The sequence below is a fragment of the Microbacterium sp. Leaf320 genome (genome assembly GCF_001423485.1).
GTDB lineage: Bacteria > Actinomycetota > Actinomycetes > Actinomycetales > Microbacteriaceae > Microbacterium.
Genome location: NZ_LMOD01000001.1, coordinates 359997 through 377648, shown reverse-complemented (window position 1 = coordinate 377648; position 17652 = coordinate 359997). Strand labels below are relative to the sequence as shown.

The window sequence follows — 17652 nt, the reverse complement described above, 5'->3', positions numbered from 1 at the left end:
GGGTGCACCGATGTTCAGGCATCGGGGCACCCGCCTTTTCGTGCCCTGTTCCCGAGGCTCGGACGAGGCGTGACCTCGTCGCTCGTCAGCGACGAACGGCGTCCAGCACCTGCGGGTCGGAGCACCCTCGAACGAAGCCTGCCAGACGGCGCCTGATCTCGAAGCCGAGCACGCGCACGCCGATCCACTCCGCGATCGGAGCGATCCACGCCGGGCGGCACGAGAAGTTGTACTTCCAGACTGCGAGCGTGCCCTCCGGCACCTCCGTGAATCGCCAGCCCCCGCCGAGCTTGGTGAAGAACCACGGGCCCGTCTCCATGACCATGCCGACGTTCCGTGGCGGGGCGTAAGACACGTACCGACTCACCATCGAGAAGCCGAAGCGCTGGCGCGTGTAGGTGCGCACGTCCTTGGCCGCGGCATCCGCACCGTCGAGGAAGTGCTGCTCGCTGATGAACGGATCCCAGCGCCGACGCACGGATCCGGTCGTCTGCGAGACCGCGAAGGCCGTCGCCGGGTCGACCGGAACGACGGCCTCAGCGGTGACGACGGGCATCGCGCGTCGGATCAGCGGGTCTGGAAGGTGCGCTCGGGGGACCCAGTGTAGAGCTGCTGCGGGCGGCCGATCTTGGTCTGAGGGTCGAGCTGCAGCTCGCGCCACTGTGCGAGCCAGCCGGGCAGGCGGCCGATCGCGAACAGCACGGTGAACATACGCGTCGGGAAGCCCATCGCCTTGTAGATCACGCCGGTGTAGAAGTCGACGTTCGGGTACAGACGACGCTCCTTGAAGTAGTCGTCGGCGAGGGCGAGCTCCTCGAGCTCCTGGGCGAGGTCGAGCAGCGGATCGGTGACGCCCAGCTCTGCGAGGACTTCGCCGGCAGCTTCCTTGACGAGCTTGGCGCGGGGGTCGTAGTTCTTGTACACCCGGTGCCCGAAGCCCATCAGCTTCACGCCCTCTTCCTTGTTCTTCACCCGCTCGACGAAGCGCGACACGCTCTGACCGGAGTCGCGGATCTGACCGAGCATGGTGAGCACGGCTTCGTTCGCACCACCGTGCAGGGGCCCGGAGAGAGCCTGGATACCCGCCGAGATCGACGCGAACTGGTTCGCACCGGTCGACCCGACGAGGCGCACGGTCGACGTCGAGGCGTTCTGCTCGTGGTCCTCATGCAGGATCAGCAGGAGCTCGAGAGCCTTCGACATGACCGGGTTGACCTGGTACTCCTCGGAGTGCACACCGAAGTTGAGCTTGAGGAAGTTCTCCACGAATCCGAGAGAGTTGTCGGGGTAGAGGAACGCCTGGCCGACGCTCTTCTTGTGCGCGTACGCCGCGATGACCGGCAGCTTGGCGAGCATACGGATCATGTTGAGCTCGACGTGCTCGGGGTTGTGCGGGTCGGTCTGACCCTCGTAGTAGGTCGACAGGGCGGCGACCGCCGACGACAGCACCGACATCGGGTGCGCCGTGTGCGGGAGAGCCGAGAAGAAGCGCTTGAGATCTTCGTGCAGCAGCGTGTGCCGACGGATCTTCTCGTCGAACTCTGCGAGCTCGGCAGCCGAGGGCAGCTCGCCGTAGATGAGGAGCCAGGCGACCTCGAGGTAGCTTGTCGAGCCCGCGAGCTGCTCGATCGGGTACCCGCGGTAGCGCAGGATCCCCTTGTCACCGTCGATGAAAGTGATCGCGGACTTCGTCGACGCTGTGTTGACGAACCCGTAGTCGAGCCCGGTATACCCGGTCTGGCGGGTCAGTGTCGAGAAGTCGATGCTGTCGGTTCCTGCCGTGCCGCGCACGAGCGGGAACTCCGCGGTGGTCTCGCCGATCGTCAGCTTCGCCGTCGCCTGCTGCTCTGCCGCTGCGCTCACGCGGGCCTCCTCATGGATCTTCATCAAGTCGGATGTGGCGATGTCACGGCGCTGTGCACCAGGTCGGATCGAGATCATCGATACATGACCGAATCGCCTTTACAGCCTAGTAGGCGCACCGGCCTACTGTGACATCGGACAAAAGAAAATCGGCACTGAGGAGGAAACCTACAGCGCCTGCTCCTGCAGACGACGCGCGCCCTCAGCGATCCGCTCGGACGGAGCCGTCAGAGCGAGACGCACGTGTTGCGTGGAGTGCGGGCCGTAGAAGGGTCCGGGGCCTGCGAGGATGCCGAGATCGGCGAGTCTCGCGATGCTGACCCAGGCGTCCTGCCCCTCGGTCGCCCACAGGTACAGCCCCGCCTCGGAGCCGTCGATTCGGAACCCCGCAGCCTCGAGCGCGGGGCGCAGGATGTCGCGCCGGTGCCGGTACAGCTCCTTCTGCGCCGCGACATGCTCGTCATCGCCGAGCGCGACGGCCATCGCATGCTGCACGGGCTCGGGCGGCATCAGGCCGAGGTGCTTGCGTGCCGTGAGCAGCTCGCCGACGATGCGCGCGCATCCGGCCACGAACGCCGCCCGGTAGCCGGCGAGGTTGGACTGCTTGCTCAGCGAGTACACGCTGAGCAGGTTCGCCCTGCTGCCGTCCGTCACGCGGGGATCGAGGATCGATGGAATGGGCTCGCTCGCCCAGCGACCGTCCCAGCCGAGTTCCGCGTAGCATTCGTCGCTGGCGAGCACGGCGCCGATCTCACGCGCTCGGCGCACCGCTGCCGAGAGCTCATCGACCGTCCACGTGCGTCCGTCCGGGTTCCCCGGGGTGTTGATCCAGATCAGCTTCGCGCCCTCGGGCCACTCAGCCGGATCGTCGGCGGCCAGAGGCGTGGCCCCGACGACGCGAGCACCCACCTCGTAGGTCGGGTAGGCGATGCGCGGGTGCACCACGACGTCGCCCTCACCGAGACCCAGGAGGGTCGGCAGCAGCGCGACGAGCTCCTTCGAGCCGATCGTCGGAAGGACGTTGGCCACAGTGAGGTCGGGCACTCCCCTGCGCCGCGCGTACCAGTCGACGATCGCCTCGCGGAGCGCCGGAGTTCCGACGGTCTGCGGGTAGGCGTGCGCATCGGTCGCGTCGGACAGCGCCCGACGGATCAGCTCGGGCGTCGGATCGACGGGCGACCCGACGGAGAGATCGACGATGCCCTGGGGATGCAGGGCTGCGCGCTCACGGTACGGGACGACTGCATCCCAGGGATAGTCTGCGAGGTCGCGGACGCTCACTGACTACTCGCCCTGGGGAGGGAGGGCCGTGATGATCGGGTGGTCGTGCGCGATGACGCCGACCTTCGCCGCACCTCGGGCAGGTCGTCTTCGTAGTAGATCGCCTCGACGGGGCAGACGGGTTCGCACGCGCCGCAGTCGACGCATTCGTCCGGGTGGATGTACAGCGAGCGTTCGCCCTCGTAGATACAGTCAACGGGGCATTCGTCGATGCAGGCGCGATCCTTGACATCGACGCACGGAAGGGCGATCACATACGTCACCCCCTCAGTCTACGACTCGCGACCTGTCCGATCGCCCAGCGCGGCTCCTCGAGTGGACGAGGATGCATCGTCGCCGTGCGGTCCGGCCTGCGGTGCAGCGGGCTCCGCCACGGCGTCCGTGCGGACAGGCAACCGCGAGAAGGTCGGCCACGCGACGGCGAGCAGCACGAGCCCCGCGACCAGATACGTCCAGATCCGGCCGCTGAGCGTGTCCTCGACCACGACGGACCCTCCCGGGCCGACGCCGGAGATGAGGACGAGCATCCCCACCATCCCGAGCCCTGCGGCGAGCGTCGCACCTCGATCGTGGGTGAGCGCACGGATCGCCACGAGAATCGCGCCGCACGCAACGGCTCCGACGATGAGCCCCACCGGGATCGGGCCCCACATCAGACTGTGGCCGATCGTTCCGGCGACGCCGAACACGCCGCCGACGAGAGCCGCGGCGATCCAGGAGAGCACCCGGGAGATCCATCCGATACGCACGAGACGATCCTACGCGCGGTCGCCGCGCAGCCGGATCGCGCATCGCCCGGGGTCAGGCCGCGAGACCGAGCAGCCGCAGCAGAGCGGCCACCGCCGCCGCGGCGAAGACCACGACCAGGAACGACTGGCGCAGCCACAGAAGTCCCGCCGCGACGAGCAGCGCGGGCACTCTCGCATCCACGACGACGGCCTGCCCCGCTCCCAGGGTCTGCACTGCCACGAGTGCGGCGAGCAGTGCGACGGTCAGCAGATCCGAGATGCGAGCGGGGCGAGGAGCCTCGAGCACCTTCGGCGGCACGAGGTATCCGACCGCCTTGAGCGCCAGGCAGATCACCGCGGCCAGCAGGATCGCACTCCAGACGCTCATCGCTGCACCTCCGGAGCCTCAGGGCCGACAGGGACGTCGCGCCCGAGCCAGTTGAACCATCCGACGATGATCGCCACGACCGCGGCGACCAGCACCGGGAGTCCCGGCATGATGAACGGCGTGAGCGCCGCCGCCACGACCGCTGCCGCGATGCCGACGGCGATCGCCTGACGCTGCTTCAGCCGGGGCCACAGCAGAGCGAGGAAGGCCGCGGCAGCCGCGGCATCCAGTCCCCAGGTCTTCGGGTCGCCGAGCACATCGCCGACCAGCGCGCCGATCAAGGTCGTCGCGTTCCATCCGACGAAGATGCCGATGCCGGTGACCCAGAAACCCACCTGACGGAGCCGTGGATCGCTCTGCGAGACGGCAACCGCCGTCGACTCGTCGATCGTGAAGTGCGCCGCGGCGATCCGCCGCGCAGGGGTCGTGCCGACGATCGGAGACATCCGCATTCCGTAGGCGACGTTTCGCACCCCGAGCAGCGCAGCCGAGGCGATGGCCGACGGAAGCGCGGCGACTCCCCCGGCGGCGAACACTCCGACGAAGGCGAACTGCGACCCGCCGGTGAACATCAGCAGACTGAGGACACAGGCCTGCCAGACGTCGAGACCGGATGCCACGGCGAGCGCGCCGAAAGAGATGCCGTAGGCGCTGGTGGCGAGGACGACCCCGAGCGCCTCCCGCCAGACCTCGCGCTCGGCGCTCACTCCCCGACCGTTCGATAAAGTGAACACACGCTCATCATTCTGAACAGATCGCGATGGATAGTCAAGTGAACGTTCGTTTGACATGATGAACGCATGGAGGAACTTCGCACTCGCATCGCCCGCACCCTGCGTCGAGAAAGAGAGGCCGCAGGACTGTCGGTGTCCGAGCTCGCCCGTCGCGCGGGCATCTCGAAGGCGACGGTCTCGCAGCTCGAATCAGGATCCGGCAACCCCAGCGTCGAGACCCTCTGGGCCCTGGGCGTCGCGCTCGGTGTGCCGTTCGCCGTACTCGTCGATCAGCAGACCAACGCCCCGACGTTGATCCGCGCAGACGATCTCGCCGGCGTCCCCTCGTCTGCTGCGGCATACAGCGCGACCCTGCTCTCCGCCAGTCCACCCGGCGCGCGTCGGGACGTATACCTGATCCAGGCGGAACCCGGTGATCCACGACGCTCCGACCCGCATCACGCCGGGACGACAGAGCACGTGATCCTCATGTCAGGACGGGCACGGATCGGACCGACGGGCGAACCCGTGCTGCTGAACCCGGGTGACTACCTCTCGTACGCCGGAGACGCGCCGCACGTGTTCGAGGCGATCCTGCCCGGCACGAGCGCAGTCCTCATCTCGGAGCTCCGCTGAGGTCAGTCCGAACCCGCGACCGGCGAGGGATCGGGAATCTCGTCGGGCTTGTACTTCGGCAGACGAGACGCGGGGAGGATCGCCACGGCGCTGAGACCCGCGAGCAGCAGCAGGCCGAGCCGCAGAGTACCCAGGCGTGACTCCTCATTGATCGTCACCGCGGCGTCGATCTGCGCGGGCGTCGCATCCGTCTGCTCGAGAGCTGCGCGGAGGTCATCGTTGCTGACGAAGTTCAGGTTGTCCATGTCTACCTGCGCCACGAGCGTGGGCGGCAGCTCGGGATGCTCCACCACCGCGCGACCGATGCTCAGGCCGAGCAGAGAGACGAGCAGCGCCCCCGCCAGGGCGGTTCCGACCGCCGAGGCGAGGTTCTGGGTGGTTCCACGAAGCGAGCCGACGTCCCCCGCGAGCTCGGCGGGGGCTGCCGTGACCAGCACGTTGAAGACCAGGGTCACGAGCGCACCCTGACCGATGCCGAACACGATCAGACCGAAGATCGTGGGCAGGGTCTCCCAGTTGTTGTTCACCACGAAGGAGAGCCACACGAGCGCTACCGTCGTCAGGATGAATCCGAAGACACCGATCACGCGGGGCGGGTAGCGCTTGTAGAAGCGCACCACGAGGGTCGCGGTGATGAAGACAGTGAGGTTGAAGGGCATCATCGCGAGTGACGTGTCGAACGGCGTGCGTCCCTGCACGATCTGGATGTACAGCGGGATCGTGAAGTTCACACATGCCTCGAGGGCGACGACGATGAACATCGCGTAGACGGCCGCCCGCTCCTTCGACGACCCAAGCACGCTGAGATCGATCAACGGCACCTTGCCCTCGGCCATCCGCCTGCGGGTCCAGACGAAGAACGCCTGGCCGAGCACGATGCCCACCACGATGAATGCCGGAGCGGGCGACAGCCCCAAGATGCTGAACGGCGCAGCCTCGGTGGCGGCCACCGCACCCCAGCCGTTGAGGTTGTTGAAGCCGAGCGTGAGCAGCACGATCGCCGCGCCGATCAAAAGCGAGGCGACGAGGTCGATGCGGATCGACGCATCCCCTCGGTCGCCTCGAAGGGTGAAGCTGAAGGCGAAGACGACGACCGCGATGCCGAAGACGATGAAGAACATCGGACGCCACCCGACGAGCGTGCCCAGGGTGCCGCCGATCAGGAACGCCGTCACACCCGAGATCGCGCGAGCAGAGCCGATGGCGCCGATCGCCGTGGCCTGCTGGGCACCTCGATAGTTCTCGGCGATCAGCGCCACGATCGAGGGCACGATGATCGCCGCGGCCGCTCCGGCCACAGCCTGACCCGCGATGGCCCATCCCACGGTCGGAGACATGATCATCAGCACTGACGACGCGGCGAACAGAGCGATCACCACTCGGAAGATGAGCACCCATCCGACGCGCTGGCCGAGTTTCGCGCCGGTCATCACCAGAGCGGCGACAGCGAGACCGTACATGACGATCGTCGTGCTCGCGACCGTCGGAGGAACGCCGAACTCGCTCACCATGCCGCCCAGCGAGATCGGCAGTGCCGCCACGTTGAACGACATGAGCACCTGGGCGAGGAAGAGGCTGACCAGTGGCATCCACGATGTCTTGGTGGACGCCGGTGCGGTGTGTGTCATGGGAGTGTCCTCTGAACGGTGGATGAAGGAGTCAATCCGTCGACCGAGCGGTCGCCGAGGGGGCGGAGGCGAACAGGTTCAATCCGAGCGCGCGGGAGAGATGACCGATCGCGAGCTGCGACCGCACCGAGTTTCCCGCACGATCGAGACGCGGCGAGAATCCTGCCACGGCGCCCTTACCCGGGGCGACAGCGACGATGCCACCGGCAACCCCCGACTTGGCAGGAAGGCCGATCTCGAACAGCCACTCGCCCGACGCCTCGTAGAGTCCCGTCGAGGCTGTCACGGCGAGCGTGTCGCGGCAGACATCCGCGGAGACCACGCGCTCGCCGGTGACCGGGTTCACGCCGCCGTCGGCGAGCGTCGCCCCCATCACGGCGAGATCGTGCGCAGTCACGCTCAGCGCGCATTGGCGCGTATAGACGTCGACGACCTCATCGGGATCGCCGTCGAGCCGCCCGTAGCCGCGCAGCAGCCAGCCCATCGCGCGGTTGCGCTCGTTCGTCTCCGCCTCGGACGCATACACCACGCCGTCGAGGCTGAGCGGACGACCGGCGAACGCCGACAACCCCTCGCGCACGCGCTCCCACTGCTCCACGGCGGTCGCTCCCGGCATGAGCGCCGTGGTCGCGATCGCCCCGGCATTGACCATCGGGTTCATGGGATGTCCGCCGTTGAGCTCGAGGGCCATCAGGGAGTTGAAGGCGAGACCCGTGTTGTTGACCCCGACGATCTCGCGCACGCGCTCGTGCCCGTGCTCCTGGATGGCCAGGGCATAGACGAACATCTTCGAGATCGACTGGATCGAGAACGGATGCAGGGCGTCACCCGCATCGTGCAGACCCCCGTCGACCTCGATCACGGCGAGACCGAAGAGCTCCGGGTCGACCTCGGCGAGCACCGGGATGTAGTCGGCCACCGCTCCGTGGCGGTCTTCGGAGTAGCGACGGTGGGCTTCCTGCACGAGCTCATCGACCCTGTCCCAGCCAGGGAGCCGGCCTGTCGACACCTGTTGGGGAATGTCGGATAGCGCCTCGACGTCCATTGGTCCTCCTCCGGATCCACGACCCCCCAGCCGTCACCGCTCACGGTAGTGCCAACGCGCCCGCGCTGCCTAGAGATTTCAGTGACCGTTTCAGACGTCTCGAACGCCGAGACCCACCCGCCGCGACTGTCGCGGGGGTGGGTCTCGGTGGGTGCAGCTACTCGTGGCTCGAGGCGTCAGTACCAGTTGGACGCCTGCGAATGACCCCAAGCGCTGCATGGCGCACCGTACACGGAGTCGATGTAGCCCAGACCCCAGGCGATCTGGGTGGCCGCGTTGGTCTGCCAGTCGCTTCCGGCGGAGGCCATCTTGCTTCCGGGAAGCGCCTGCGGGATGCCGGTGGCGCCGCCCGATGCGTTGTACGCCTGGTAGTTCCAGCCGGACTCCTTGGTCCACAGCGAGTTCAGGCAGGAGAACTGGTCCTCTCCCCATCCGTACTTGTCCGCCATCATCTGGCGAGCGGTGGCCTTCGCACCCTCCGGAGTGTTCGCCTGCGCCAGCGCGGCAGCCTCCGCCGCCGCCTGCTCGGCCGCAGCCCGGGCCGCGTCGTCGGCCGCCTTCCTCTCCTGGGCGGCCGTGAACGACGCCTGCAGCGCGGCCGTGCCGGCGATGACGTCGTCCGTGCCTGTGGTCGTCTCCAGGGCCACGGAGGACAGCAGCAGCGCGGGCATCGAGTCGCGATCGCCGCTGAGGCGATCGATGTCGGCAGCGAGCTCGTCGGTCGCGACCGACGAGGGGTCGGCGCCGAGATCGAGACCCGAGGCCGCGACCTCGGCGTTGAGGGCGTCTGCCGCGGCCACAGCATCTTCTGCCAGAGCGATCGTGATCGCCGAGTCGTCGGCGATCTTGGCCAGAGGCTCGCCACCGGTGACGAACGAGGTCACCTGGGCGACAGCGTCCGGCGTCTCTGCCCCGGCAGCCGGGCCCGCCGCCATTCCGACAGTGACTGCGAGTCCGAGGACTGCACCGGCCACCGTTCCGAAGATCATCTTGGGACGGCGCGCGGTGACCGCGTCACGGGCGGACGCCGCTGCATGGGCGCGCCGAAGCGCACGGGATGAATGAAGCATGGGTTCGACTTTCGGGTCGTCGTACGCCCGTCGCAGGACACTCATCGGGAGATCGCCCCAGGCGCAAGGTAACGATTCTGCAACGACCCGCCTGGACGTTTCGTGAGAAAGGGCCCTGCGCCGCCGTTTCCGGCGATGCAGAGCCCCTTTTCTTAGACGATTCTCAGACGTTGGCGTCCTGGCGCTTCAGTCGAGCGGTCTCACGCGCACGGGTGTTCGCGTCGAGGTTCACCTTGCGGATGCGAACGACCTCGGGCGTGACCTCGACGCACTCGTCATCACGAGCGAACTCGAGGCTCTCCTCGAGCGTCAGCTGGCGCGGGGGCGTCATCGACTCGAAGGTGTCGGAGCTCGCCGCACGCATGTTGGTGAGCTTCTTCTCCTTGGTGATGTTCACGTCCATGTCGTCGGCGCGGGAGTTCTCGCCGATGACCATGCCCTCGTAGACCTCCTGCGTGGGCTGCACGAAGAAGGACATGCGCTCCTGCAGGGCGATCATCGCGAACGGGGTGACGACACCCTGACGGTCGGCGACGATCGATCCGTTCTGACGGGTCGTGATGGATCCCGCCCACGGCTCGTACCCGTGCGAGATCGCGTTGGCGATACCCGTACCGCGGGTCGTGGTGAGGAACTCGCTGCGGAAGCCGATCAGACCGCGCGAGGGGACGATGAACTCCATGCGCACCCAGCCGGTGCCGTGGTTGGTCATGTTCTCCATGCGGCCCTTGCGGTTCGCGAGAAGCTGCGTGATCGCGCCGAGGTGCTCCTCCGGCGTGTCGATCGTGAGGTGCTCGAAGGGCTCGTAGGTCTTGCCGTCGATCTTCTTCGTGACCACCTGCGGCTTGCCGACGGTGAGCTCGAAGCCCTCACGACGCATGTTCTCGACGAGGATCGCCAGAGCCAGCTCGCCGCGGCCCTGCACCTCCCACGCGTCGGGACGCCCGATGTCGACGACCTTGAGCGAGACGTTACCGATCAGCTCCTTGTCGAGACGGTCCTTGACCATGCGAGCGGTGAGCTTGTGGCCCTTGACCTTGCCCATGAGCGGCGAGGTGTTCGTACCGATCGTCATCGAGATGGCGGGGTCGTCGACCGTGATCGCGGGGAGCGGGCGGACATCCTCGGGGTCGGCGATGGTCTCGCCGATCGTGATGTTCTCGAATCCGGCGATGGCGACGATGTCGCCGGGGCCTGCCGACTCGGCGGGGTAGCGCTCGAGCGCACGGGTCTTGAGCAGCTCGGTGATTCGCGCGTTCTGGTGTGTGCCGTCTGCGCGGACCCAGGCCACGGTCTGGCCCTTCTTCAGCGTGCCGTTGAACACGCGCAGCAGCGCGAGCCGACCGAGGAAGGGGCTGGAGTCGAGGTTGGTGACCCAGGCCTGCAGCGGAGCCTCGTCGTCATAGGCCGGAGCCGGGACGTGCTCGAGGATCGCCTCGAAGAGCGGCTCGAGGTCGTCGTTGTCGGGCAGCGAGCCGTCGGCGGGACGGTTCTGCGATGCCGCGCCGGCGCGACCGGACGCATAGACCACCGGCACGTCGAGCAGCGCGTCGACGTCGAGGTCGGGCACGTCATCGACGAGGTCGGATGCGAGGCCCAGAAGCAGGTCGTGAGCTTCTTCCTCGACCTCGGCGATGCGAGCGTCGGGGCGGTCGGTCTTGTTGACCAGCAGGATGACGGGGAGCTTCGACTCGAGAGCCTTGCGCAGCACGAAGCGGGTCTGCGGAAGCGGGCCCTCGCTCGCGTCGACGAGCAGGACGACACCGTCGACCATCGACAGGCCGCGCTCGACCTCACCGCCGAAGTCGGCGTGGCCGGGGGTGTCGATCACGTTGATCGTGATCTCCTTGCCCTGAGCGTGCTTTCCCTTGTAGGTGATCGCCGTGTTCTTGGCGAGGATCGTGATGCCCTTTTCACGCTCGAGGTCATTCGAGTCCATGGCGCGCTCATCGACGTGGGCGTGTTCGCCGAACGAGCCCGTCTGACGCAGCATGGCGTCGACGAGAGTGGTCTTGCCGTGGTCGACGTGCGCGACGATTGCGACGTTGCGGAGGTCAGAGCGAAGGGCGTGCGCCATGCATATGTCCTAAAGAGTGTGGGGTTTTGCCGAGAAGCCGACGTTCCAGACTATCGTATTCGGGCGAGTCGTTCCTGAGCGACCCCTGTCCACCTCGAGCGTCGCGCCGATCCGAGGGGCTGTGCGATACCGTGACCGCATGAGCGGCCACATGTACGACACCGACCTGGCCGCTGTGCAGAATCCGTGGACGGCACCGGCTCAGCTCGCAGAGATAGTCGCACGCCGGGGAGATCTGCACCCGCTCGTGCTGCGTCACCCCTCGTGTTACCCGCAGCTGCGCGACTGGATGCTCGCGGTCGATCCCGCGATGCGAGCGGTGGCGGCTGCTCCGGCTCCAGCCCCTGTTCCGCGGCGCGGAAGGGGCGGGCTGTGCGCACTTCTCGGATGCGGTGGAATCGCCCTGATGGGCTTCGCATTCGTCGTGGTTCTCGTCGTCGCAGGGCTGTTCGCGTCCTCGTCGTCGCCCGAGCAGCCGACAGCACAGGGAACCGACTCCCGCTCCGAGTCGCTGGCGGCGTTCGATGCGGAGCGGAGCAGGTACTACGACCTCTACGCCCAGATCGAGACGAACCCGGTCGCTCCCCTCGTCGCGGACCTCATGACGTTCCGACGTCTGGAGGCGTCGATCTCGCAGCCCCCTGTCACCGACGCGTCGGTCGCTGACCATGCGAGCGAAGCCAAGGCCATCCGGCAGAGCCTCGAGCAGCGGATCGCCGACGCCGCCGCGCGACGAGCGAACGTCTCCGGTTCGGTCAGCGAGGCGATCGTCGACGAAGCCGGCCAGGGATTCATCGACATCGCATGGAACGCGGACACCGAGTGCGGGACCCCCGGAGAACCGGATGACGGACGTGTGACGATCGGCTGCATCTCCGAGGAAACGCTGACGGTTCACCTTCTGCCTGAAGGCCAGCTCGGCGGCGACACCGCCATCCGTCTGGTCGTTCTGCACGAGCTCGCGCACCTCTACATGCGAGCCGACAGCGATGCGAACGGGGCCGAGCTGGGGTCATCTGGCGTCCTCGTGGAGCAGGGGCACTTTCAGGGGAACAGCGAGGTGTTCGCCGACTGCTACGCATTGACCTATCTGGATCTGTGGACCCTGACCTTCGACAGTCGCGACTACGGCTACGACTACATCTGCACAGCCGAAGAGCGACAGCTCATGCGCGCATGGGCCGCCGAAGTGCACGCGCCCATGCCTTAGCGGCGCCGACTGCCCGAGTACGATCGGTGATGCCATGAGCCTCCCCTCGAACGCCCCACCCCCGAGAGCACGAATCGGGTGGGAGATCGCGATCGTGCTGGCCCTCGGTCTCGGTAAGTCGGCGGTCTACGCGATCGTCGAGCTGGCGGACCTGCTCACCGCCGACGTGCCGCTCGCCGATCAGACGGCCACGCTCAATCCTTCGCGGAGCGATCGGGAGATCTTCGACCTGATCTATCAGATCCTGTCGATCGGGTTCTCGATCGTCCCTGTGCTGCTCGTCTGCTACCTGCTCTGGCAGCCCTCGAGGCCGCATCTGGGAAGACTCGGCCTCGACGGCACGAAGACGGCACCCGACATCGGGCGGGGCGTACTGCTCGTCGCGGCGATCGGCATCCCGGGCATCGGACTCTATCTGGCCGGAAGGGCCATGGGGATCTTCGTCGCGGTCGACCCCTCGGGCCAGGGCTCCCACTGGTGGACAGTGCCGATCCTCCTCCTCGCGGCGGCCCGTGCGTCACTGCAGGAGGAGTTCGTGGTGCTCGGATATCTGTTCGCCCGCCTGAAGCAGCTCGGGTGGGGTCCGTGGACCATCATCCTGACGACCTCGCTGCTGCGCGCGAGCTACCACCTCTATCAGGGGCCGGGCGCCTTCATCGGAAACCTCGCGATGGGCCTGCTGTTCGGTTGGCTGTTCCAGCGCAGCGGTCGGCTGATGCCGTTCCTTGTGGCGCACTTCCTGATCGACGCGACCGTGTTCGTCGGCTACCCCTGGGCAGCGAGCGCGTTCCCCGCGCTGTTCGGCCTTCCGGACTGAGTCGACCCGGAGCGCACGCAGGCGTTCAGGCGCTGGCGATCAGGACCGACACGACGGCCCAGAGCACGATCACACCGAGCGCGATGAGCGCCCGCGAATCCCAGGTGCGTCGAAGAGGAGCGTCCGCCGTCGCGGGTGCGTCCTGCCAGCGATCACGGATCTCGGTCAGGTCGCGAAGACCGGCCGGAGCCTTGGCCTCGTCATCGCCGCTCGTCGGGCGGCGGACGGGACGCGCACGAGCCGGCCCGCCGTAGCACGAGAGGTCGGTGCCGTCATCGAGGGAGAACACCAGCTGCCAGCGCAGGTCGATGTCGCGCACCCGGCTCCAGCCGAATGACGTGCGGCGGAGCATGTTCTGCACGACAGCGCCCTGGGCGTCGACACGAACGACCGACACGAAGGCGATCTCGTAGACCACCCAGAGCCCGAGCAGCACCCACGGGGCGAGCAGGAGCATCTGCCCCCAGCCGGCGCGCACGACGGCGTCGCCCAGCAGGAAGAGGGCGAGCAGCGAGCACAGCACGAGGGAGACAGGCCCGGAGGCCGCACGGAATGTCCGTGCGGCCTCCGGTCGAGGTTCGGTGCTCACTCTCAGTGACCGCCGAGGGTGATCGATGCGCCGGGGATCGCCTTCAGCAGACGATCCGTGTACTCCTGCTGCGGGTTGGCGAAGATCTCGTCGACAGTGCCCTGCTCGACGATCCTGCCCTTCTCCATGACGCACACGAGGTCGCTCGAGACACGGACGACTGCGAGGTCGTGCGTGATGAACAGATACGTGAGTCCGAGTTCCGACTGGAGCTCGGCCAGCAGCTGCAGCACCTGGTCCTGCACCAGCACGTCGAGCGCCGACACCGCCTCGTCGAGCACGATGATGTCGGGCTTGAGCGCGAGAGCGCGCGCGATCGCGACACGCTGACGCTGACCGCCCGAGAGCTCGTTCGGGTACCGGGTCGCCAGCACGCGAGGCAGCGAGACCTGGTCGAGGAGCTCCTCGACCCTTTCACGCTGTGACGCACGGTCGCCGACGCCGTGGATCTGCAGAGGCTCGGCGATGGTGTTGCCGATGTTGCGCAGCGGGTCGAGCGAACCGTACGGGTCCTGGAAGACCGGCTGCATACGCCGACGCAGACCGAACGCCTGAGCGTTCGAGAGCCGGGAGACATCCTGGCCGTCGATCTCGATGGTTCCGCTGGTCGGCTCCTCGAGCTTCAGCACCATCTTCGCGACGGTGGACTTGCCCGAGCCTGACTCGCCCACCAGTGCGAGCGTCTTGCCCCGCGGAATCTCGAACGAGACGTCGTCCACCGCACGGAAGGCTTCGCTGCGGAAACCGCCCTGACGGATCCGGTAGTCCTTCGTGAGGCCCGCGACACGCACGGTCGGCGGGATGTCGGCGAGGTCATCGAGTGTCTCGATGCCTCGGTCCTCCACCACCGCCTGGATGCGCTGCGACGCCACGCTGGGCGCTGCCGAGACCAGACGCTTGGTGTACGGATGCTGCGGGTTCTCGAGGATCTCGCGGCTGGGCCCCGCCTCGACGATGTTGCCACCGTTCATCACGATGATCTTGTCCGCACGCTCGGCCGCGAGGCCCAGGTCGTGCGTGATCAGGAGCACCGAGGTGCCCTTGTCGCGAGTGAGCGTGGCCATGTGATCGAGGATCACGCGCTGCACCGTCACATCGAGAGCCGAGGTCGGCTCGTCAGCGATGAGCAGCTTCGGGTCGGCGGCGAGGCCCATCCCGATCAGCGCACGCTGGCGCATTCCACCCGAGAACTGGTGCGGGAACTGGTGCAGACGCTTCTCGGCGTCTGCGAGCCCCGCCTGCTTCAGCACCTCGACAGTGCGTGCCTTCGCGGCGTCGCGCCCCTGGGCGATGCCGTTCGCACGGATCGCCTCCTTCACCTGGAAGCCGATGCTCCAGACCGGGTTGAGGTTCGACATCGGGTCCTGCGGCACGAAGCCGATGTCCCGACCGCGGACGGCTTCGATCTCACGACGGTTGAGTGTCGTGAGTTCGCGCCCCTCCAGGGTGATCGACCCTGCGGTGACCTGACCGGTGCCGGGCAGCAGGTTCACGATGGCCGTGGCCGTCGTGGACTTGCCCGAGCCCGACTCGCCGACGATAGCGACGGTCTCGCCGGGCATGACGTCGAAGCTGACTCCGTGGAGCACTTCGCGCAGGCCCTCCTGCGTGCGGAACGCGACGCTCAGGTCGCGGATGCTCAGCAGCGGGACCTGTTCGGTGATTCGCTCGCTCATCGGCGTGCCCTCGCCTTCGGGTCGAGGGCGTCTCGAATGAGCTCGCCCAGAGTGACGAACGCCAGCACCGCGAGGGTGAGTGCGATCGACGGATAGATGAGCGCCATCGGCGCGACACGCAGCGATGCCTGCGCCTTGGCGATGTCGTTACCCCACGACATCACGTCGCTGCCGAGACCGACCCCGAGGAACGAGAGCGTCGCCTCGGCGACGATCGCTGCCGCGAGTCCGAGCGTCGACACCACGAGCAGCGGCGCGATCGCATTCGGGACGACGTGGTTCAGGAGGATCTTGAACTTCGACTGGCCCAGCGCCTGCGAGGCCATGACGAAATCGGCCTGACGGACCCTGAGCACCTCGGCGCGCACGACTCGGGCTGTGGAAGCCCAGGCGAACGCACCGATGGCGAAGGCGAGTGTCCACACCGAACGTGCATCCCGGAACACGGTCATCACGACCACGGCCGCGAGGATGTAGGGGATCGCGAAGAAGATGTCGCCGATGCGCGACAGCAGGCCGTCGAGCCATCCTCCGTAGAAGCCCGCAAGGGCTCCCATGATCAGACCGAGGACGGACGAGATCACCGTGGCGATCAGGCCGACCGCCAGCGAGGTCTGGGATCCCCAGACGATGCGCGCGTAGATGTCGCAACCCTGGAACGTGAACCCGAGCGGGTGCCCGTCGGTCGGACCGCCGTTGCTGTTCGACAGCTGGCAGTCGTCGTTCGGCGGCGTGGCGGTGAACAGCGTCGGCCACAGCGCCATCACGAGGAAGAAGAGCGCGAGCACGATCGAGAACCAGAACAGCGGGCGACGACGCAGGTCGTGCCAGGCGTCCCGCCACAGATTGCTGGGCTTGTCCGAGATGCGCACGGCGTCGACCGCGATCGACTCCGTCTCGATCGGAGCGACGTAGTGCTTCTGAGATGTGGGATCAGGCATAGCGAATCCTCGGGTCGAGCAGACCGTAGAGCAGGTCGATGAGAAGGTTCACCAACACGTACAGAATGACGAAAACGGTCACGAACGAGACGACCGTGGGGCCCTCGCCGCGCTGGATCGCCTGGAACAGCGTGTTGCCGACACCGGGCACGTTGAAGATGCCCTCGGTGACGGTCGCGCCGACGAGCAGCACACCGAAGTTCGTCGCGGAGTTCGTGATCACGGGGATCAGCGAGTTGCGCAGAACGTGCACGGGGAGCACGCGGTTGCGCGACAGCCCCTTGCTGTAGGCGGTGCGCACCCAGTCCTGGTTCAGTGTCTCGATGACGGAGCTGCGCATCAGACGCATGCTCACGGCGTAGAGGCTGAAGCCGAGCACGATGGCCGGAAGCCAGAGCCCACCCCAATCGTTGTCCGCGCCCACCGTGGGTTTGAACCAACCGAGTTGGATCGCCAGGAAGTACTGCGCGAGGAACGCCACCACGAAGATCGGGATCGCGATCGCGACGAGCGCCACGATCAGCGACACGTTGTCGAACAGCTTGCCCTTGCGAAGCGCCGAGATCGTTCCGATGATGATCGCCAGCACGAACTCGATGGCGATCGCCATCACGGCCAGGCGTCCCGTGACCGGAAGCGTGGCGGCGAGGACCGCCGAGACCGGTCGACCGGAATACGTGGTGCCCAGGTCGCCCTGGAAAACACCGGTGATGTAGTACCAGTACTGCACGATGAACGGGTCGTTCAGGTGGTACTGCTCTCGCAGCTGGTTGACGACCGCCGGACTCGGCGTCTTGTCGCCGAACAGGGCGAGGATCGGGTCGCCGGGCATGGCGAACACCAGGAAGTAAATGAGCAGGGTGGCTCCGAAGAAGACCGGGATCACCTGCAGAAGACGCCTCAGAATATAACCGAGCATCCGCTAGTCCCTTCTTAGAGGGGAAAGAAAGCTACGTGAACACAAGCCTGTGAGGCGGTGACGAAGAATCG

The 17652-nt window shown here is 66.9% G+C and carries 17 protein-coding genes and 1 pseudogene; 3 read left to right on the top strand and 15 right to left on the bottom strand.

The genetic code is table 11. The annotated features are described in order from the left end of the window. Window positions 1-85 precede the first annotated feature (85 nt). From ASF63_RS01785 to ASF63_RS01755, 7 genes and pseudogenes are all read right to left on the bottom strand, one after another. Window positions 86-556 carry an SRPBCC family protein gene (locus tag ASF63_RS01785; RefSeq protein ID WP_056508805.1) on the bottom strand — a complete coding sequence of 157 codons (471 nt, stop codon included), beginning with the start codon at window positions 554-556 and terminating at the stop codon, window positions 86-88. Window positions 557-567: 11 nt separating this feature from the next. After that, window positions 568-1887 (bottom strand): citrate synthase, encoded by a 1320-nt coding sequence (locus ASF63_RS01780; RefSeq protein WP_157534228.1) that lies wholly within the window; start codon window positions 1885-1887, stop codon window positions 568-570. Window positions 1888-2031: 144 nt separating this feature from the next. Then, window positions 2032-3144, bottom strand: a complete 1113-nt coding sequence (dapC, locus tag ASF63_RS01775) for a succinyldiaminopimelate transaminase (protein ID WP_056508803.1) — start codon at window positions 3142-3144, stop codon at window positions 2032-2034. Window positions 3145-3147: 3 nt separating this feature from the next. After that, window positions 3148-3407 (bottom strand): annotated as a pseudogene (gene fdxA / locus ASF63_RS01770) (ferredoxin). A 9-nt stretch (window positions 3408-3416) separates the two neighbouring features. Continuing rightward, on the bottom strand, window positions 3417-3893 hold the full coding sequence (locus tag ASF63_RS01765; RefSeq protein ID WP_235560663.1) for a histidinol dehydrogenase: 477 nt from the start codon (window positions 3891-3893) through the stop codon (window positions 3417-3419). Window positions 3894-3945: 52 nt separating this feature from the next. Beyond that, complete coding sequence (locus ASF63_RS01760; protein ID WP_056308635.1) at window positions 3946-4260, bottom strand: AzlD domain-containing protein; 315 nt, start codon at window positions 4258-4260, stop codon at window positions 3946-3948. Then, window positions 4257-4967: an AzlC family ABC transporter permease gene (locus ASF63_RS01755; RefSeq protein WP_056508800.1), complete on the bottom strand. Its 711-nt coding sequence runs from the start codon at window positions 4965-4967 to the stop codon at window positions 4257-4259. Before ASF63_RS01755 ends, ASF63_RS01760 begins: the two co-directional genes overlap by 4 nt. 93 nt (window positions 4968-5060) lie before the next feature. Between ASF63_RS01755 and ASF63_RS01750 the strand changes: the two genes are divergently transcribed. Beyond that, complete coding sequence (locus ASF63_RS01750) at window positions 5061-5609, top strand: helix-turn-helix domain-containing protein (RefSeq protein WP_056508798.1); 549 nt, start codon at window positions 5061-5063, stop codon at window positions 5607-5609. A gap of 2 nt (window positions 5610-5611) precedes the next feature. Here ASF63_RS01750 and ASF63_RS01745 read toward each other — a convergent pair whose 3' ends face one another. From ASF63_RS01745 to typA, 4 genes are all read right to left on the bottom strand, one after another. Next, the gene (locus ASF63_RS01745; protein WP_056508796.1) at window positions 5612-7237 is read right to left on the bottom strand and encodes an MFS transporter; all 1626 of its coding nucleotides are present in this window, start codon (window positions 7235-7237) and stop codon (window positions 5612-5614) included. Between the two features lie 31 nt (window positions 7238-7268). Continuing rightward, entirely contained in the window at window positions 7269-8282 is a 1014-nt protein-coding gene (glsA, locus tag ASF63_RS01740; RefSeq protein ID WP_056508794.1) for a glutaminase A, read from the bottom strand. Window positions 8283-8458: 176 nt separating this feature from the next. Further along, complete coding sequence (locus ASF63_RS01735) at window positions 8459-9352, bottom strand: hypothetical protein (RefSeq protein WP_056510129.1); 894 nt, start codon at window positions 9350-9352, stop codon at window positions 8459-8461. 163 nt (window positions 9353-9515) lie between these two features. Next, window positions 9516-11429, bottom strand: a complete 1914-nt coding sequence (typA, locus tag ASF63_RS01730; protein WP_056508792.1) for a translational GTPase TypA — start codon at window positions 11427-11429, stop codon at window positions 9516-9518. A gap of 139 nt (window positions 11430-11568) precedes the next feature. Here typA and ASF63_RS01725 point away from each other — a divergent pair, with 139 nt between their 5' ends. Both ASF63_RS01725 and ASF63_RS01720 read left to right on the top strand, forming a co-directional pair. Further along, window positions 11569-12639: a hypothetical protein gene (locus tag ASF63_RS01725; protein ID WP_157534207.1), complete on the top strand. Its 1071-nt coding sequence runs from the start codon at window positions 11569-11571 to the stop codon at window positions 12637-12639. A 34-nt stretch (window positions 12640-12673) separates the two neighbouring features. Then, window positions 12674-13456, top strand: a complete 783-nt coding sequence (locus ASF63_RS01720; RefSeq protein ID WP_082477777.1) for a CPBP family intramembrane glutamic endopeptidase — start codon at window positions 12674-12676, stop codon at window positions 13454-13456. A 25-nt stretch (window positions 13457-13481) separates the two neighbouring features. Here ASF63_RS01720 and ASF63_RS01715 read toward each other — a convergent pair whose 3' ends face one another. Genes ASF63_RS01715 through ASF63_RS01700 form a run of 4 tightly spaced genes read right to left on the bottom strand, consistent with a single transcriptional unit; the run spans window position 13482 to window position 17581 of the window. Next, window positions 13482-14045: a PH domain-containing protein gene (locus ASF63_RS01715; protein WP_056508787.1), complete on the bottom strand. Its 564-nt coding sequence runs from the start codon at window positions 14043-14045 to the stop codon at window positions 13482-13484. Between the two features lie 2 nt (window positions 14046-14047). Continuing rightward, window positions 14048-15721: a dipeptide ABC transporter ATP-binding protein gene (locus tag ASF63_RS01710; protein WP_056508784.1), complete on the bottom strand. Its 1674-nt coding sequence runs from the start codon at window positions 15719-15721 to the stop codon at window positions 14048-14050. Beyond that, the gene (locus tag ASF63_RS01705) at window positions 15718-16662 is read right to left on the bottom strand and encodes an ABC transporter permease (protein WP_056508781.1); all 945 of its coding nucleotides are present in this window, start codon (window positions 16660-16662) and stop codon (window positions 15718-15720) included. Before ASF63_RS01705 ends, ASF63_RS01710 begins: the two co-directional genes overlap by 4 nt. Then, window positions 16655-17581 carry an ABC transporter permease gene (locus tag ASF63_RS01700; protein ID WP_056508779.1) on the bottom strand — a complete coding sequence of 309 codons (927 nt, stop codon included), beginning with the start codon at window positions 17579-17581 and terminating at the stop codon, window positions 16655-16657. The genes ASF63_RS01705 and ASF63_RS01700 overlap by 8 nt, the downstream gene beginning before the upstream one ends. Window positions 17582-17652 lie beyond the last annotated feature (71 nt).

Excerpts from the sequence above, each read along its gene's own strand:
- ASF63_RS01785 (WP_056508805.1), bottom strand. The coding sequence starts at position 556 with ATGCCCGTCGTCACCGCTGAGGCCGTCGTTCCGGTCGACCCGGCGACG.
- ASF63_RS01780 (WP_157534228.1), bottom strand. The coding sequence starts at position 1,887 with ATGAAGATCCATGAGGAGGCCCGCGTGAGCGCAGCGGCAGAGCAGCAG.
- ASF63_RS01760 (WP_056308635.1), bottom strand. The coding sequence starts at position 4,260 with ATGAGCGTCTGGAGTGCGATCCTGCTGGCCGCGGTGATCTGCCTGGCG.
- ASF63_RS01750 (WP_056508798.1), top strand. The coding sequence starts at position 5,061 with ATGGAGGAACTTCGCACTCGCATCGCCCGCACCCTGCGTCGAGAAAGA.
- ASF63_RS01745 (WP_056508796.1), bottom strand. The coding sequence starts at position 7,237 with ATGACACACACCGCACCGGCGTCCACCAAGACATCGTGGATGCCACTG.
- glsA (WP_056508794.1), bottom strand. The coding sequence starts at position 8,282 with ATGGACGTCGAGGCGCTATCCGACATTCCCCAACAGGTGTCGACAGGC.
- ASF63_RS01735 (WP_056510129.1), bottom strand. The coding sequence starts at position 9,352 with ATGCTTCATTCATCCCGTGCGCTTCGGCGCGCCCATGCAGCGGCGTCC.
- typA (WP_056508792.1), bottom strand. The coding sequence starts at position 11,429 with ATGGCGCACGCCCTTCGCTCTGACCTCCGCAACGTCGCAATCGTCGCG.
- ASF63_RS01725 (WP_157534207.1), top strand. The coding sequence starts at position 11,569 with ATGAGCGGCCACATGTACGACACCGACCTGGCCGCTGTGCAGAATCCG.
- ASF63_RS01720 (WP_082477777.1), top strand. The coding sequence starts at position 12,674 with ATGAGCCTCCCCTCGAACGCCCCACCCCCGAGAGCACGAATCGGGTGG.
- ASF63_RS01710 (WP_056508784.1), bottom strand. The coding sequence starts at position 15,721 with ATGAGCGAGCGAATCACCGAACAGGTCCCGCTGCTGAGCATCCGCGAC.
- ASF63_RS01705 (WP_056508781.1), bottom strand. The coding sequence starts at position 16,662 with ATGCCTGATCCCACATCTCAGAAGCACTACGTCGCTCCGATCGAGACG.
- ASF63_RS01700 (WP_056508779.1), bottom strand. The coding sequence starts at position 17,581 with ATGCTCGGTTATATTCTGAGGCGTCTTCTGCAGGTGATCCCGGTCTTC.